Annotated in this window: 13 protein-coding genes and 1 pseudogene; 7 read left to right on the top strand and 7 right to left on the bottom strand. The window is 59.7% G+C overall.

From position 1 onward, the window contains the following. Complete coding sequence (locus tag Tel_04805) at positions 1-765, top strand: hypothetical protein (protein ID ALP52519.1); 765 nt, start codon at positions 1-3, stop codon at positions 763-765. An 85-nt stretch (positions 766-850) separates the two neighbouring features. On the opposite strand, the gene Tel_04800 is transcribed toward Tel_04805, so the two are convergent. Continuing rightward, positions 851-3,454 (bottom strand): ATP-dependent chaperone ClpB, encoded by a 2,604-nt coding sequence (locus Tel_04800; protein ALP52518.1) that lies wholly within the window; start codon positions 3,452-3,454, stop codon positions 851-853. A gap of 91 nt (positions 3,455-3,545) precedes the next feature. Between Tel_04800 and Tel_04795 the strand changes: the two genes are divergently transcribed. Further along, positions 3,546-3,887, top strand: a complete 342-nt coding sequence (locus Tel_04795) for a hypothetical protein (protein ALP52517.1) — start codon at positions 3,546-3,548, stop codon at positions 3,885-3,887. 424 nt (positions 3,888-4,311) lie between these two features. Beyond that, complete coding sequence (locus tag Tel_04790; GenBank protein ID ALP52516.1) at positions 4,312-6,507, top strand: hypothetical protein; 2,196 nt, start codon at positions 4,312-4,314, stop codon at positions 6,505-6,507. Here Tel_04790 and Tel_04785 read toward each other — a convergent pair. Further along, positions 6,460-7,089, bottom strand: a complete 630-nt coding sequence (locus tag Tel_04785) for an NAD(P)H-quinone oxidoreductase (GenBank protein ID ALP52515.1) — start codon at positions 7,087-7,089, stop codon at positions 6,460-6,462. The genes Tel_04790 and Tel_04785 overlap by 48 nt on opposite strands. 527 nt (positions 7,090-7,616) lie before the next feature. On the opposite strand from Tel_04785, the gene Tel_04780 reads away from it, so the two are divergent. Beyond that, positions 7,617-7,889: a hypothetical protein gene (locus Tel_04780; protein ALP54739.1), complete on the top strand. Its 273-nt coding sequence runs from the start codon at positions 7,617-7,619 to the stop codon at positions 7,887-7,889. Positions 7,890-7,938: 49 nt separating this feature from the next. Continuing rightward, positions 7,939-8,745: pseudogene (locus Tel_04775) on the top strand (hypothetical protein). A gap of 642 nt (positions 8,746-9,387) precedes the next feature. Here Tel_04775 and aspA read toward each other — a convergent pair. After that, positions 9,388-10,764, bottom strand: coding sequence for an aspartate ammonia-lyase (aspA, locus tag Tel_04770; protein ID ALP54738.1), 1,377 nt, complete (start codon positions 10,762-10,764; stop codon positions 9,388-9,390). Between the two features lie 168 nt (positions 10,765-10,932). Between aspA and Tel_04765 the strand changes: the two genes are divergently transcribed. Then, positions 10,933-11,202 (top strand): acylphosphatase, encoded by a 270-nt coding sequence (locus tag Tel_04765; protein ID ALP52514.1) that lies wholly within the window; start codon positions 10,933-10,935, stop codon positions 11,200-11,202. 57 nt (positions 11,203-11,259) lie between these two features. Here the strand turns inward: Tel_04765 and Tel_04760 are convergent, their stop codons facing one another. The 3 genes from Tel_04760 to Tel_04750 form a co-directional block, all read right to left on the bottom strand. After that, positions 11,260-11,511: a hypothetical protein gene (locus Tel_04760; protein ALP52513.1), complete on the bottom strand. Its 252-nt coding sequence runs from the start codon at positions 11,509-11,511 to the stop codon at positions 11,260-11,262. A gap of 279 nt (positions 11,512-11,790) precedes the next feature. Further along, positions 11,791-12,357, bottom strand: coding sequence for a transglycosylase (locus Tel_04755; protein ALP54737.1), 567 nt, complete (start codon positions 12,355-12,357; stop codon positions 11,791-11,793). A 41-nt stretch (positions 12,358-12,398) separates the two neighbouring features. Continuing rightward, positions 12,399-14,108, bottom strand: coding sequence for a proline--tRNA ligase (locus Tel_04750; GenBank protein ALP52512.1), 1,710 nt, complete (start codon positions 14,106-14,108; stop codon positions 12,399-12,401). Between the two features lie 130 nt (positions 14,109-14,238). On the opposite strand from Tel_04750, the gene Tel_04745 reads away from it, so the two are divergent. Further along, the gene (locus tag Tel_04745; GenBank protein ID ALP52511.1) at positions 14,239-14,925 is read left to right on the top strand and encodes a hypothetical protein; all 687 of its coding nucleotides are present in this window, start codon (positions 14,239-14,241) and stop codon (positions 14,923-14,925) included. 842 nt (positions 14,926-15,767) lie between these two features. Here Tel_04745 and Tel_04740 read toward each other — a convergent pair. Further along, a complete protein-coding gene (locus Tel_04740; GenBank protein ALP52510.1) occupies positions 15,768-16,595 on the bottom strand; it encodes a nicotinate-nucleotide pyrophosphorylase in 828 nt (275 codons plus the stop codon). Positions 16,596-16,598: the final 3 nt, after the last annotated feature.

Below are 16,598 nucleotides of genomic sequence, written 5' to 3'. Positions count from 1 at the left end.
ATGAAACAAGCAGCCCCCTTCGCCCTGGCCTGCCTGTGGGCGGGCCAGGCCTGTGCCATCGTCAATGTGGAAAACATGCGCATCGGCGCACCGGAGCCCGGCGTCAGCGGCAATATCGATCTGAGCATCAGCGGCGACAGCGGCAATACCGACACGGCCGAGGCGGGCCTGGACAGTCGCCTGCAATACCACCGCCGCCAGGTCACGGATTTTGTCATTTTGTCTTACGATTACGGTGAGACCAACGATCGGCGCAATACCAACTCCACCCTGCTGCACGCGCGTCATGTGGTGCAATATCGGCCGCGGCGCGCCTGGGAGGCCTATGCGCAAGCCGAGCAGGATGAGTTCACACGCCTCTCCTTCCGCGGTCTGGTCGGGGCCGGAATGCGCTTCACCCTCGTCGAACGCGGTGATCGCTTGGGGCTCTACTTCGGCGCCGGCGCCTATTACACCCGCGAAACCCTGGAACAGCGTCCCGGCTTGACCGACGACGGCACGGACGAATACAGTCGCGCCAGTTTTTATTTGTCCTACAAGCACAAGCTCAACGCGCAGGTGAGCGTGATGAGCACCACCTATTATCAACCGCGCCTGGACGACGGCGAGGATTTCCGCGCCCTGGAACAGGCCAGCCTGGCGGTGAAAATGAACGATCATCTGTCTGTGAAGCTGTCACTGGATATCCGCCACGACAGTCGCCCGCCGCAGGCGGTGGAGAAGACCGATGTGAGTTATTTCACGGGGTTGAGTTACGCGTTCTAAAACTCGGCGGACCGACCATCGGTGAGGGATTGCCGACCAAAAAAAACGCCGCTAAAAAACGGCGTTTCTTAGCGGATAAAGCGGATCAGGCGGCACTCACCTCGCCACTGCCCACCCCCCGGCTGAAGCTAAAACCGTCACCTGCGACATCCACCTGAACTACGTCGTCGGGCGCAAACTTGCCGGCGAGGATCTCCTGCGCCAGCGGGTTCTCCACCAGCTGCTGGATGGCACGCTTGAGCGGCCGGGCGCCGTAGACCGGATCGAAACCGGCCTCGCCCAACTTATCCAGGGCGGCGTCCGTCAGGCTCAGACCCATGTCGCGTTCGGCCAGGCGTTGGCGCAAATAGTCGATCTGGATGTCGGCGATGCGGCGGATCTGGGCCTGCTGCAAGGGATGAAACACCACCACGTCGTCGATACGGTTAATGAACTCGGGTCGGAAGTGCTGGCCCACCACCTCCATCACATTACGCTTCATCTCGTCATAGTGTTCCTCGCCGGCCAACTCTTGAATCAGATGCGAGCCCAGATTGGAGGTCATGATAATCACGGTATTGCGAAAATCCACCGTGCGGCCGTGACCGTCGGTAAGGCGGCCATCGTCCAATACCTGCAACAGAATATTGAAGACATCGGGATGGGCCTTTTCGACTTCGTCCAAGAGGATCACCGAATAGGGTTTGCGACGCACATGTTCGGTGAGATAGCCGCCCTCTTCGTAACCGACATAGCCGGGCGGCGCTCCGATGAGCCGCGCCACCGAATGCTTTTCCATGAACTCGGACATGTCGATGCGCACCATGGCGTCGACGGTGTCGAAGAGAAAATCCGCCAGCGCCTTGGTGAGCTCGGTCTTGCCCACGCCGGTCGGCCCCAGGAACAGAAACGAACCATTGGGGCGATTGGGATCGGAGAGCCCGGCGCGCGAACGGCGAATGGCGTTGGAGACTGCCTTCACCGCCTCGCTCTGACCGACGACGCGCTTTTGCAATTCGTCTTCCATGCGTAGCAGTTTGTCGCGCTCGCCCTCCAGCATCTTGGCCACCGGGATGCCGGTCCACTTGGAGACCACTTCGGCGATCTCCTCTTCGGTAACGTGGTTACGCAGCAGTGTGGTCTTGTGCAGCTCGGCCTCGGTGGCCATTTGCAGGGACTTTTCCAGGTCAGGGATGCGGCCGTATTGCAGCTCGGACATGCGCGCCAGATCGCCGGCACGGCGCGCCGCTTCCAGATCGGTCTTGGCCCGCTCCAACTCTTCCTTGATGTGCTGGGTGCCCATCAATGCGGCCTTTTCCGATTTCCAGACCTCCTCGAAATCGGAGTACTCGCGCTCCAACCGGGCGATCTCTTCCTCCAGCGCCTGCAGCCGTTTTTTAGAGGCCTCGTCGGTCTCCTTCTTGAGCGCCTCGCGCTCCATCTTGAGCTGGATCAAGCGGCGATCGAGGCGGTCCATGTCCTCGGGCATGGAGTCGATCTCCATGCGGATGCGGCTGGCGGCCTCGTCCACCAGGTCGATGGCCTTGTCCGGCAGCTGGCGGTCGGTGATGTAGCGATGCGACAGGGTGGCCGCGGCGACGATGGCCGGGTCGGTGATGTCGACCCCGTGATGCACCTCGTATTTCTGTTTCAGGCCACGCAGGATGGCGATGGTGTCTTCCACGTTGGGTTCATTCACCAGCACCTTCTGGAAGCGACGTTCCAGGGCCGCGTCCTTTTCCACATATTCACGATATTCGTTGAGCGTGGTGGCGCCGATGCAGTGCAGCTCGCCGCGCGCCAGGGCGGGCTTGAGCATGTTGCCGGCGTCCATGGAGCCTTCGGCCTTGCCGGCGCCGACCATGGTGTGCAGCTCATCGATGAACAGGATGATCTGGCCTTCCTGTTTGGAAAGGTCTTTCAAAACGGCCTTGAGGCGCTCCTCGAACTCGCCGCGAAATTTGGCGCCGGCGATCAGGGCGCCCATGTCCAGCGACAACACGCGCTTGCCCTTCAACCCTTCGGGGACTTCGCCGTTGATGATGCGCTGCGCCAGCCCTTCGACGATGGCGGTCTTACCCACGCCGGGTTCGCCGATCAGCACCGGGTTGTTCTTGGTGCGGCGCTGCAATACCTGGATGGTGCGGCGGATCTCGTCATCACGACCGATGACCGGATCGAGTTTGCCCTGCTCGGCGCGCTCGGTGAGATCGATGGTGTATTTGTCCAAGGCCTGGCGCTGATCCTCGGCGTTGGGATCATCCACCTTCTGACCGCCACGCACTTCGTCGATAGCCTTCTCGATGGCGCCCTTGCCGGCGCCCGCCTTTTGCAGGATGTCGCCGATCTGGCTCTTGTCGCTGACGCAGGCGAGCACGAACAGCTCGCTGGAAATGTACTCATCCTTGCGCTGCTGGGCCAGCTTGTCCATCACATTCAGGATGCGACTTAAGTCATTGCTGACACGCACATCACCCGCCGTGCCTTCCACCTGAGGCAAGTGTTCCAGTGCCTCGCCCAGTTGCGAACGCAGGCTGTGCACATTGACGTCGGCCATGGTCAACAGCTGACGCACGCTGCCGCCTTCCTGGTCGAGTAACGCCAGCATGACGTGCAGCGGCTCAATAAATTGGTGATCGCGGCCCACCGCCAGACTCTGGGCGTCGGCCAACGCCACCTGAAATTTGCTGGTTAGTTTGTCCATTCTCATGCGCAATTCCCCTAAGGCATTTCAAATAATATCTGTACACAACATAGGGCCAAAATTCGCTAATTCAAGCTAAACGCATAATCTAAGCCAGTTGGTCAACATCGGCGCCATGGTGGCTGCTCAGAATAGCGCCGCCGACATTTACCAGTGCGATATCGCCTTGACCAACGAAGTCACTCTAATGGACAACAACGGCGCCGTCACCCACGCCACCTTCGATCAAAGCGGCAATCCGTCCCTCAGCACGACGGCAAGCGGCAGCTTGACGGTAGACGCCCTTCAGGCGACTGCCCTGGCGCTGGGTTTTGATTTGACACAATTCAGCTACGCTGCCGTCCCCCTGGCGACCCAAAACATGGAGATCGAGAACGACTGCAGTCGCGGCAATGGCAGCGACGACGACAACAATGACTCAGACGGGGGTTTGAGTTGAGCGGAACACCGCCTGCGAGACCATGCCCATGAGGCCTTTTGCTGTGGGTGCTACCGACTGCCGGCGGCACCCCAGATAATATTTAACATATTGATTTTTTTTGATTTAATGCTTGTCCGGCCAAAACATCGCGGCCACGGCTGCACTCGGCAAGAATCCAAGCGCCCTGCCCAACACCGCACGCCGATGACAAATCAGAGCCCCTAGCCGGCGCCGGTTGATTCGGCTATCCGATTGAATCGATATTGTTTTTCCACCAAGCAACTGAAGTTGTGAGACAAATCGCCGATATTGTTATAATAGAGTCTTGACTATATTGAAGCAATTTGTATAACATTTAGGCATGTATATGTTTAACATTTTTCGCGGAAACGTTTAACAGCTCGCTGTTTACGTTGACTGCTCCACCGAAAGGCTAGGCGAGATGAGCACAGCAAAGCCGAAGTTCCAACTGCGTCGTACCCTGGGCGGGATCTCAACCCCGCTTGCCGGCCTGTTGCTGATAATGCTGACACCGCTCGTTGCCCAGGGAGCCACTTACACCGTTAACAACAACGGCGATAGTGCCACCGCCAGCTGCCCGAGCAACTGCACCCTGCGGGCGGCCATTCGCGCCGCCAACGGCAATGCCGGCAAAGATACCATCACCCTGCCGAACGGCGGGGCAACCCCCTTCACCGTCAATTTGACACGCGCCGGCACGGATAACACCGCCGAGCGGGGCGATCTGGATATCACCGACGACCTCGATATCATCGGCCTGCAAGAAGGTGGCCGCAATATTATTAACGCCGGCGGCATCAGTGATCGCGTCTTTCATATTCTCGGCAGCGCCAGCGTGACCATGCAGAATGTCTCCATTCGCAACGGCGCGGTAACCAACGCCCCCGGGGCCGGCATCTATGTGTCAAATTCTGCCACGCTCGAACTGACCAACGCGGAGGTGCGCGGCAACACTGTCACGTTCGACCCCAATGACACGTCGGTCAATTTTACTCAGGTGCAGGTGTCGGGCGGCGGTATCCACGTAGACCAGCAAGCCGAGGCGATCATCGGTACTTCGGACATCGTGCAGAACAGCGCGCCGGGCAACGGCGGCATCAGCAACGCCGGGCGCACGGAAATCCGCCAGTCCTTGATCGACGGCAACACCGCCAGCGCGCCGGGCGGCAACAGCACGGTGCGCTTTTCCAATGGCGGCGGTATCGGTAATCTGGGTGGCTACCTGGCCATGGGCAGCTCAACCGTTTCCAACAACCGCAGCAACAACCAAGGCGGCGGCATTTATATCATCAATCAAGGCCTGAACTTGGGCCTGGTCACGATCACCAACAGCGCGATTACGGGCAACGAAGCTCTATTCAACGGCGCCGGCATCGCCAATTTCGGCCCGGCAACACTGAATAACTCCGTGGTCGCCAATAACCTTATCGACGTCGACGTAAACAACAACGGCGGTAACGGTGCCGGCATCTACAATCATGCCGCCAACGCAAACCTGGACGTGGTCAATTCCACCGTCAGCGGCAACAGCGGCGCCTACAGCGGCGGCGGCATATTCAACAGCCACGACATGACGCTGCACAACACCACGGTGTACGACAATCGCGCCCAGCCCTGTGCCAGCGGTTGTTTATCAACCAACAGCCAGATCGGCGGTAATCAGCTGACCCTATTCCGCACCAGTGCCAGCAACGCCCCCAACCTGATATTGACCAACAGCATTATCGTTGACGGTGCCAACAGCAACCCGAATGAACCGGCCTGTGCCGGCAGCACCAACTATGAAGTCTTTATTCAATCCATCGGCAACAGCATGTCCAGCGATGCCAGCTGCAATTTGAATGTGAGCGGCGGTGATTTGGTCAATGTCACCACCCCCGATCTGGACCCCGACCTGACCACCTCAACCGACGTCAATGGCACAGCGGTGGATCACACCGGGGTACATGCGCTGCTGGCAGCCAGCCCGGCCCGCGACGCCGGCAACACCGATGCCTGCCCCCTGGTTGATCAACGTTTCATGTTGCGTGATTTGAACTGCGATATCGGCGCCTATGAGTACGGCGCGACGCAACAGCAGGCCAATATCTACGTCGACCTGAAGGCCTCCATTAACGACAGTCCGGACCCGGCACCGCCCAATGTCACCGAAGAGCCGTTGACCTACGTGGTGACCATCACCAATCAATACGTCGACATCACTGCAGAGAATGTCACCGTCGTGGTCAACTTACCGGCCTCGTATCAGTTTTCCCGGGTGACCATGGCCTCCACCGGGAGCCCGCCGAGCTGCGACGAACCCACGGTGCAAAATGTGCTGACCTGCACCATCAGCAACCTGCCGGGCCTGGGTCGCGCCGAGTTCTTTATCTCCGGTATTCCGACGCAGGAAGGCACCATCACCGCCAGCGTCAATGTCTCCAGTCAGAGTCAGCCGGACGCCTTTTCGCAGAATAACAGGGATTCGGAAGACACCGTGATCGACCCCGAAGCCGCCGATGTCACCAACTTCAACGGTGGGACAGGCGGCTCCGGTGGCGGAAGCCTGCAGCCTATCGCGCTGTTACTGCTACTGGCCGGGATCGCCCTGCTGCGCGGCCGCGGCCGCAGCGCTTAGTCTGAGCGCCGTCTCTGCCAAGCGCCTGCCCAGGGCGCGGCAGAGACGTGCTTCCTCCGCACTGATTTCATTATTGTCATCCACCCCCGCCCAGTGACTCACACCGTACGGCGATCCGCCCGTGGTGGTGGTGGCCAACTCGGTCTGGGTGCCGGGCAATCCCAGCAACAACATGCCGTGATGCAGCAGCGGGACCATCATGGACAATAAACAACTTTCCTGGCCGCCGTGCAAGGTGCCGCTGGAGGTAAACACGGCCGCCGGCTTGCCGGCCATCGCGCCGGACAACCACAAGGCGCCGGTCGTATCCAGAAACGACTTTAATGACGCCGCCATATTGCCGAAATAGGCCGGACTGCCCAGTGCCAATCCGGCGCACTGGGTCAAATCATCCAGACTGGCGTACGGCGCGCCCTGTTGCGGAATAGGCTCGGCCACCGCCTCGCATACCGGCGACACGGCCGGCACCGAGCGGATACGCGCCTCCACCCTGTCGATTTCCTCCACACCGCGCGCAATCAACTGTGCCATGCGTGCAACACTGCCGTCGCGGCTATAATACAGCACCAGAATTTCAGTCATTTACTCTCCCAAAACAGATAATTATCAACCTCGAGTCACCTTGACATCGCTTCAACGGCGATGCTAGTTTTCCGTACAGTATAAGCCTACGCATTCGTTTGGGTGCAAAACGCAAGGTCTAGCCAGAGATCGTGAACGCCCCTGTATCCAATTGCATCATTAAGAACGGAATCGTCCTCATTTCCATCAGCGCTATCACCGGCTGCGCCACTGCGCCCCCGACCCAGGAAATGAGCGACGCCCGCCAGAGCGTGGAAGCCGCTGAAAGCATAGGTGCCGACAAACACGCGCCGGTGGCGCTCGACAGTGCTCAACAGCTTCTATCCAAAGCGCAGAACGACCTGAAGGCCGGCGCCTACAAAGAAGCCCAGAAAGAAGCCCTGGCAGCGCGCGAGGCAGCGCGCCAGGCGATGGCCATCTCCCAGGCAAAACAGGTCGCCAACTCAGAATCCGAAGCGGCCGCCAAGACCCCAGAGCAACCCTCGCCTCAGCCACGCCCGCCCGCCAAATCGGCAGCAGCGGCGCCGATCGTCTACACCGTCAGTAAAAACGATAACCTGTGGGACATCGCAGCCAAGCAATCCGTGTATGGCGATCCCTTTTTGTGGCCCTTGTTGCTCAAGACCAACGTGAAACATATTCATAACGCCGATATGATCCCACCGGGGCTGACTTTGATGATCGACCCGCAACCCTCGCCGCAGGACAGAGAAGCGGCCAGACAACATGCCAAGCACCGCGGTGATACGGCACGCCAGACCAAAGACGCGTCCTATCTGCATCGATACGGACTACGGTAGCCCGGTGAGAAATGCGGGCTAGCGCTGTGATCAAACGGGCCGTGTGCCAATGACTCGACTCAAACAGCTGTTCTCATTCCTGCGCTACGTGGCGCAAACATTCTATGACGATCGTTGCCTGCGCAGCTCTGCGGCACTCACCTATACCACCCTGCTGTCGTTGGTGCCCTTATCGACGGTCATCTTCTCCGTCTTCGCCGCCTTCCCCATGTTCGACGCCTTTGCCGCGCAGCTACAGAATTTCGTGTTTGAAAATTTCGTCCCCACCTCGAGCGAGGCGATCCAGGAACATATCCAGGAATTCGCCAGCAAGACGTCCAAGCTTACCGCCATCGGTGCTGGCTTTTTGATTCTGTCGGCGCTGCTGATGATGAACACCATCGAAGGGGCGATGAATGACATCTGGCACATCAAAAGCGAGCGCAAGGCCATCCCCAAATTCATGGTCTACTGGGCCATGCTGACATTGGGTCCGATCCTGGTGGGTGCCAGCCTGGCCGTCACCTCATATCTGACCTCGCTCCCCCTGTTTAACGAGACCGCCTTGATTGCCGGACTCAAGGCCAATCTGCTCGCCCTACTGCCCTTTTTCGCCACCACCATCGCCTGTACGCTGCTCTACGCCATCGTACCCAACACCTATGTTCCATTGCGCAGTGCGCTGACCGGCGCCGTAGTGGCGGCGGTGCTATTTGAACTCGCCAAGAAAGGCTTCGCTTTATACGTAACCGCATTTCCAACCTATGAAATGATCTACGGCGCCCTGGCCACCATCCCCGTGTTTCTGGTCTGGCTCTATCTGTCCTGGATGGTGGTCATGCTCGGCGCCGAGATCAGTTATTGCCTGTATCACACGCCCGGCCGCAACCGCGAAGCCGCGCTAAGCTCCGGCCAAATGTTGTTAGATGATTTCAAGGTCGTCGGTTTGATGTGGCAAGCCCAACAACATGACCAGCTGCTAGGCGAAGAGGAATTGGGTCAGCACAGCTTAATGGAAACGGTTGAAGCCTCTTCGAGTCTGGAGCGCCTACAAAACAGTGGCCTGCTACATCAAACTATCGACGGCCAGTGGGCGCTATCCAAGGATAGCTCAAGGCTGACTCTAGCCGACCTCTATAAGGCTCAGACCAATACCTTGCCCGAAATTGACAGCACACTCTGCGAGCAAGACCCATTTGCGCAGGCCCTAAGTCAGGCCTTGTCACATTCCAATCGTCACCTCAGAGAGGCACTGGATATTCACCTGGACCTCATCTATCAAAACGCCATGCGCCAGCAAAGCAAAACACCACAGGACACCAAAACCGACGAAAAACCTGAGCCCCCCAAAGAACCACCGGAAAGGCAACGCATCGAGCCTACAATTGAGCTGTAACCCCCACAAATCCCGACCACAGAAATAAAAGCAGCGCGGCAGGGTATCATCAGCCAACGTATTTGAAAGCAGGAGACCAACGTTATCCTAGCCCGCGTTTCTCAGCGGGCCAGGCGGATACGATCAATCCAAGTGGCCGTCGCGTGCCGCCTTCAGCACCAAGGCATCGAAGGCATCGCCGTCCATCAAACCGCGTTCGGCGACTATCTCGCGCACCGGACGGCCGCTCTTTTCCGACTCTTTGGCCACTTCGGCGGCGGCGCCGTAACCGATCTCGGTATTCAGCAAGGTCGCCAGGCCGACACTGGCATGAAGGAATGCCTTGCAGCGTTCGCGATCGACTTTCAGCCCCTTGAGATTGCGTTCCGTGGCGGCATTCATCGCATTGGTGAGCCAATCCATGGCATCGAACAGGGCCGAGCCCATAGCCGGCATCATGACATTCAGTTCCAGCTGGCCCGCCTGGGTCATAAAGCCGATGGCGGCGTCCTGTCCCAGCACCTGGAAACAGGTCTGGTTGAGCATCTCGAACATCACCGGATTGACCTTGCCGGGCATGATGGATGAGCCGGGCTGCACCGGCGGCAACTGGATCTCGCCCAGGCCGGTGCGCGGTCCGGAGGCCAGCAGGCGCATATCGTTGCTGATGCGAGTCAACTCCAGGGTCACATCGCGGATCGCCGAAGACAGGCGCTGCACATCATGCATGGACTGCATCTGCGCGGCCAGATCATCGGCGGGACGAATCTTCTCGCCGGTCAGCGTGGCCAGCTCAGCGGCGACACGCCGGGCATAGTCGGGGGAGGTGTTCAATCCGGTACCGGCGGCGCTGCCGCCCAGGCCGATCTGGCACAAAGGCTCACGACAGGCCTCCAAAGCCCCTGCGGCACGGCGCAGCGTCCAGGCGTAGGCATTGAATTCGCGACCGAGTGTGGTGGGCACGGCATCCTGCAGGTGGGTGCGGCCGCTCTTGACCGTATCTTCCTCGGCGGCGCCGAGACGGGCGTACTCGTCGGCCATGCTGTTCACGGCGTCGATCAGGCGCGGTAGCTTGGCCAGGGCAGTAAGGCGGATGGCGGTGGGAATGGTATCGTTGGTGCTCTGCCCCATGTTGACGTGATCATTGGGGTTGACCGGCTTATAAACACCCTTCTCGCCGCCTAACGCCACATTGGCCAAGTTGGCGATCACCTCGTTGCTGTTCATGTTGTGGCTGGTGCCGGCACCGGCCTGAAACCGGTCCACCACAAACTGCTCCAGGTACTCCCCGGCCAGGATCTTGTCACAGGCGGCGATAATGGCCTGACTCTGCTGATCTTCAAGCCAACCCGGCTGGTTGTTGGCCACCGCGGCGGCGCGCTTGATCCTGACGTGCGACAGGACGAAATCGGCATCGGGACGACGCCCGCTGATCGGAAAATTAATCACCGCCCGGGCGGTCTGGGCACCGTACCAGGCAGCCGCCGGTACCCGGATCTCGCCCAGGCTGTCCTTTTCCATCCGATATTCCTGTTTCTCGCTCACACGAACCTCCACCTTGGTATAAAAATAGATTGCCACAGTTTAAACCATCGCCGGTGCCGGCCAAAGCCGAGCCTCATTTGCTGGCGGTGATACAGGGAATCAACTATGGTTTTGCCAGACCCTTTTCCAGCGAACGAGGAAACCATGAGCATTTGTAAGCAGTTTTTCGTCTCCGGCCGCGTTCAGGGCGTCTGGTACCGCGCCTCCGCCCAGCAACAGGCCCAGGCGTTAAATATCGGCGGCTACGCCCGCAACCTGCCCGACGGCAGTGTGGAGGTATTGGCCTGCGGCGCCGAGGATAAGCTTGCCGAACTGGAGAGCTGGCTGTGGCAGGGACCGACCAGCGCCCAGGTAGCGGACGTGCAGGCTGAGGAGGTGGAGTACCGCGAAACGGATACCTTTGAAACGCGGTGACGGTTCTCTCTGGCGATAAAGCGTCACGCCGCTTCCTGGCGTGACGCCCAAGTTTGCTTAACGATCGAACTGCACCATGTGAATCTTTACATTCTTACGGGTCTTGGGCGCGATCTGGTGATAAATCGTCACCGGGATCTTATTCAGATAGGCCTCACGCAGAGTCTCGGCGATCAAGGTGTTCACCGGTGGCGAATCGTCATGCAGGCGCAGAGTGAAGACCGTGTCCGGTTCACTGTCAAGGGTCACGAACACTTCGGCGTCGATCATTTCGCTTTCCCGCCCGAATTCCAGCCCCTGAACCTGCACCCGGAACAACTTCAATTTACCTTTTGACTCGACGGAGTGAGTATCAGGCACCGCCAACGACGGCGGCGTATCAGCCAGAACGAACGGTGTCGCTAACGCTAAAGCAAAAGCCATCATTAAATTACGGATCTTGGTGCTCATTTCTGTCTCCTTACAAGGTGGTTATCACGGCGAACCTTCGGCCTCGAAGAAAATATAGACCACACAGATAAAACGAACATGAATAAAAACGACGGTTCCGCCGCTGAGGAGAGAAACGAAGAAAGAAACACGTTTGGACTACTGGCGATACCAGCGCGTGCGCAAGGCGTCAAAGACTTTATTGGGATACTTGAACTTGCCCAAACTGCCGTTGTATCGACCAAGGGCGCGGGTAAGATCGCCCTCTTCCATGTCGAGATAATATTTGAGAATGGTGCATCCCATGCGCAGGTTGGTCTGGACGTGAAACAGATTGTCTTCGGGATGGCCGATCTCGTTGAGCCAGAAGGGCATGACCTGCATCAAGCCCTGCGCCCCGGCCACCGAGATCGCCCAGCGGTCGAAATAGCTCTCCACTTGGATTACTGCCAGCACCAACTCCGGAGGCAGATCGGCGCGCGTCGCCTCATAGTGAATCATCTTCAGCAGGCGCAGGCGTTGCTCGTCATCGGGAATCAGGGTTTCTAGGCGGCGCGACATATCCATCAGCCATACTTCCGCCTCGAAGCGGTCGGCAAAACTGTCGGAACTGGTGACGGCTTCACGCAGCAGCGCCCGCAGCCGATCGTCGGGCGGCTGGGGCACCGCCGCCTGCAGCGGCTGCCAAAGCAAACAAAATAGAAATAAGACGGATAACCGACGCATGATGAGTTTAAACAATCACTCCTAATCTCTATTAAATCGGCCTACTGCAGCCGCTCCTTGAGGAAGGCGGCGATCTGCGCCAGGGGGATGTACTGGTTGTCGCTGTCGCGGCGGCCCTTGTACTCCACCTCGCCCTTGTCCAACCCCTTTTCGCTGAACACCACCCGGTGCGGGATACCGATCAGCTCCATGTCGGCGAACATCACGCCCGGGCGCTCCTTACGGTCGTCCAGCAGCACCTCGAAACCGGCCGCCTGTAACTCTTCATAGAGTTCCTCTGCCGCTTGGCGCAGGCGCTGCGACTTGTGGGCGTTCAGCGGCAGCAGGGCGACCTGGAACGGGGCGATGGCCGCCGGCCAGATAATGCCGCGCGCGTCGTTGTTCTGTTCGATGGCGGCGGCCACCACGCGCGACACGCCGATGCCGTAGCAGCCCATGGTCATCAGCACCGCCTTGCCCGCTTCGTCCTGCACCAGCGCCTTCATGGCCTCGCTGTACTTGCGCCCCAGCTGGAAGATGTGACCCACCTCAACGCCGCGCTTGATCTGCAGCGTGCCCTGGCCGTCGGGGCTGGGATCGCCCTCCACCACGTTGCGGATATCGACCACGATACCGTCGGCCAGGTCGCGCCCCCAGTTGACGCCGGTGAGGTGCTGGCCGTCCCGATTGGCGCCGCACACGAAATCGGCCAGATGGGCGGCGCTGCGATCGACAAACACCGGGCAATTCAACCCGATCGGGCCCACCGAACCGGGCTCGCAGCCGGCTGCCGCCTTGACCTGCTCGGGGGTGGCGAAGGTCAGCGGCGCCGCCACCTGCTCCAGTTTTTCGGCCTTGATCTCATTCAGCTCGTGATCGCCGCGCAGCACCAGGGCCACGACGCTGTCGTCCTCAATGCCCTGCACCAATAGTGTTTTTACGGTGCGACTAGCGGGTAGGTTCAGATATGCGCTCAGCGCCTCGATGCTGTGCTGGTTGGGCGTGTCGACCGTCTTCATCTCTTCAGTCGGGGCGGGGCGTTCCCCCGCCTGCGCCAGCGCCTCGGCCAGCTCGATGTTGGCGGCGTAGTCGCTCTCCGTGCTGAAGGCGATGGCGTCCTCGCCCGACTCGGCCAGCACATGGAATTCGTGCGAGGCGCTGCCGCCGATGGCGCCGGTATCGGCCAGCACGGCGCGGAACTCCAGCCCCAGGCGGGTGAAGATGCGCGCATAGGCGTCGTACATGGCGTCGTAGGTCTGTTGCAGACTCGCCTCGTCCACATGAAAGGAGTAGGCGTCCTTCATCAAAAACTCGCGCGCGCGCATAACGCCGAAACGGGGCCGGCGCTCGTCGCGGAACTTGGTCTGGATCTGATAGAAGTTGGCCGGCAGTTGTTTGTAGCTGCGCATCTCGTTGCGGATCAGGTCGGTGATCACCTCCTCGTGCGTGGGGCCGAAACAGAAATCGCGTGCATGGCGATCCTGGATGCGCAGCATCTCCGCCCCCATCTGCTCCCAGCGGCCTGATTCCTGCCACAACTCGGCAGGCTGAATGGCCGGCATCAACACCTCCTGGGCGCCGGCACGGTTCATCTCCTCGCGCACGATGGCCTCGACCTTGCGCAGCACCCGCAAGCCCATGGGCAGCCAGGTGTAGAGTCCGGCCGCCAGTTTGCGGATCATGCCGGCGCGCAGCATGAGCTGGTGACTGACCACTTCGGCGTCGGACGGGGTTTCTCTCAAAGTCGCTAACAATAACTGGGATGTACGCATGGGGATGGGTTCTTCTTTTCAGGATTGATTCAGAGGGCTAATTTTAGCGGGGCCGGCCCAGGCTTGCCAGCGCCAAAGATCGGGATAGCGCGGCCGACAATGTATCTATCGGAGCCTTAAGAGACGCATTATGCCTTGGCTATACCTGATTTTCGCCGTTGTCCTGGCCGCCCTGCTTGGCCACCTCATGCGCCGCGGCATGCACGGCAAGCGGCTGGGCTTTATCGACGCCTACCAATTCCATCCGGCGATTCGCAGCAAACTCGCCGCCAAACATCCGCAGCTCAGCGACGGCCAGCTGGATCTGGTCTTCGACGGCCTGAGGGATTATTTCCACATCTGCAATCAGGCGGGCAAGAAAAGTGTGGCCATGCCGTCACAGGTGGTGGACGACGCCTGGCACGAGTTCATCCTGTTTACCCGCGCCTATCAACAATTCTGTCGCACAGGGCTGGGGCGCTATCTGCATCACACCCCGGCGCAGGCCATGGCCTCACCCACCTTCGCCCAGGACAGCATCAAGCGGGCCTGGCGCCTGGCCTGCGCCAAGGACGGCATCCATCCGGCTGGCGCCCGGGTATTGCCCTTGCTGTTCGCCATCGATGCCGAGCTGAATATCCCCAACGGCTTCCGATACACCCCTGATTGCCGCAATCCCAACGCATCCAACTACGGCTCCGGCTATTGCGCCTCGCATATCGGCTGCAGTTCGGGCTGTGCCGGCGACTCCGGTGCATTACCCAGCGACGGCGGTGCTGACGGCGGCTTTTTCGCTGGCCTCGGTGACTCAGACGGCGGCGGCTGCGGCGGCGACTGAGGCGCACACCGGCTTAGCCCTCACGCACAAACACGGGATTGCATGGGCAACGGCCTCAATCGCTGGTAACGGACTCGTAAGAAACGATTTCGCACTCTTCCGCGAGTGATTCCTGAGCGCGCGGAACGGCTGATAATTCGTGATCGCCGCCACACTGGAGGTGTGCCGCGGCCGACGGCTTGCGCTGCTCTACGCCAAGCTCGGCGCCGGAGCGAGAGTGCCCATAACGTTCACGTGACATGATATTTCCCCACTGACTTTTACGCGATTTCATTGCTACAGTCTAAAAATGACCCCTCATTTATAACTTTAGACAAAAATGGGGCCAGCACAACATCGCCTGGCCAGCGCCCTAAACGGCGCCAAACGATGTCATACGCGAAGACTGGGGACACAGCAGGATGATCGTGCAGGAAACGCGCGCGCGTGAAGCGCGTCGGTTGAGCGGTAAATGGCGCGGCGAATAAACCCGTTTTATCAGCAGGACGAGGTAATCAAACGCATTTGCGCACGCCGCAGTCTGGCCTCGCGCTCCCGTTCCCTTTTGAGCAGGTAGGCAACGAGTTCGCGTTCATCGGCGAAACCATACCGCTCCCCATTCAGATTCGTTCGTGCAATCTTACGTTCCATCCTGTCACACGCCATGGTGCTCTACCCTTACTATTAAGTACAACATTGTAAACATATGGTCGGCCATCGCCATTCTTACAAACCTTAGTCACAGCTATTAGGAATGGCGAGGCTCGTGTTACCAAATTATATTTGAGTAACACGAGAAAGGATAGACCAACACGGGCCGCCGCGCCAGCTTTTGATTGCGCCCCAGGGGTGGGGCAGTGACGCTAGCGAAAGCGCATAGAGAGATCCACGGCGCGCAGATGTTTGGTCAGGGCTCCAGTGGAGATGTAGTCGACGCCGGTTTCCGCCAGCGCCCGCAATCCCTCCAGCGAGACGTTGCCGGACACCTCGAGCTTGGCGCGCCCGGCGGCGATGGCCACCGCCGCGCTGGTCTGCGTCGAAGAGAAATTATCGAGCATGATGATGTCGGCACCCGCTGCCAGCGCCTCGCGCAATTCAGCCAGGGTTTCCACCTCCACCTCTACCGGCTTGCCTTGGGCGAAAGGGCGCACACCGCTCACCGCAGCCGTAATGGAGCCGGCGGCGAGGATGTGGTTCTCCTTGATCAAGACGCCGTCATACAGGCCGTGACGATGGTTGTGACAGCCGCCGCAGCGCACGGCGTATTTTTGCGCCGCGCGCAAACCCGGCAGCGTCTTGCGCGTATCCAGGATTTTGACCTCCAAACCGGCCACCGTATCGGCATAGCGGCGTGCCTCGGTGGCGGTGCCCGACAGGCTTTGCAGAAAATTCAGCGCCGTGCGCTCCCCGGTCAGCAGGGCGCGGGCGCTGCCCTGCAGGCGCAGCAGCTCTTGCCCCGGCTCGACCCGCCGCCCCTCCGCCACGCGCCATTCAAGTTGCACCCGGCGATCGAGCTGACGAAACACCTCGTCTACCCAGGGGCGGCCGCAGATCACCGCCGCCTCGCGGCAAATGATAGATGCCTGAGCCTCGGCCTCGGTGGGTATCAGCGCGGCGGTCAGATCGCCGCTGCCGATATCTTCCGCCAGGGCGGTGCGCACGTTGTCATGGATGATCTGGGTGAATTCCATTGC

This window comes from Candidatus Tenderia electrophaga, from assembly GCA_001447805.1.
Lineage (GTDB): Bacteria > Pseudomonadota > Gammaproteobacteria > Tenderiales > Tenderiaceae > Tenderia > Tenderia electrophaga.
Note: the sequence above shows the minus strand (reverse complement) of the source record. Positions and strands in the feature narration are given on the sequence as shown.

What these genes read in the sequence shown, in the direction of transcription:
- Tel_04805 (ALP52519.1), top strand. Translation starts at nt 1, where the DNA reads ATGAAACAAGCAGCCCCCTTCGCCCTGGCCTGCCTGTGGGCGGGCCAG.
- Tel_04800 (ALP52518.1), bottom strand. Translation starts at nt 3,454, where the DNA reads ATGAGAATGGACAAACTAACCAGCAAATTTCAGGTGGCGTTGGCCGAC.
- Tel_04790 (ALP52516.1), top strand. Translation starts at nt 4,312, where the DNA reads ATGAGCACAGCAAAGCCGAAGTTCCAACTGCGTCGTACCCTGGGCGGG.
- Tel_04785 (ALP52515.1), bottom strand. Translation starts at nt 7,089, where the DNA reads ATGACTGAAATTCTGGTGCTGTATTATAGCCGCGACGGCAGTGTTGCA.
- aspA (ALP54738.1), bottom strand. Translation starts at nt 10,764, where the DNA reads ATGGAAAAGGACAGCCTGGGCGAGATCCGGGTACCGGCGGCTGCCTGG.
- Tel_04765 (ALP52514.1), top strand. Translation starts at nt 10,933, where the DNA reads ATGAGCATTTGTAAGCAGTTTTTCGTCTCCGGCCGCGTTCAGGGCGTC.
- Tel_04755 (ALP54737.1), bottom strand. Translation starts at nt 12,357, where the DNA reads ATGCGTCGGTTATCCGTCTTATTTCTATTTTGTTTGCTTTGGCAGCCG.
- Tel_04750 (ALP52512.1), bottom strand. Translation starts at nt 14,108, where the DNA reads ATGCGTACATCCCAGTTATTGTTAGCGACTTTGAGAGAAACCCCGTCC.
- Tel_04745 (ALP52511.1), top strand. Translation starts at nt 14,239, where the DNA reads ATGCCTTGGCTATACCTGATTTTCGCCGTTGTCCTGGCCGCCCTGCTT.
- Tel_04740 (ALP52510.1), bottom strand. Translation starts at nt 16,595, where the DNA reads ATGGAATTCACCCAGATCATCCATGACAACGTGCGCACCGCCCTGGCG.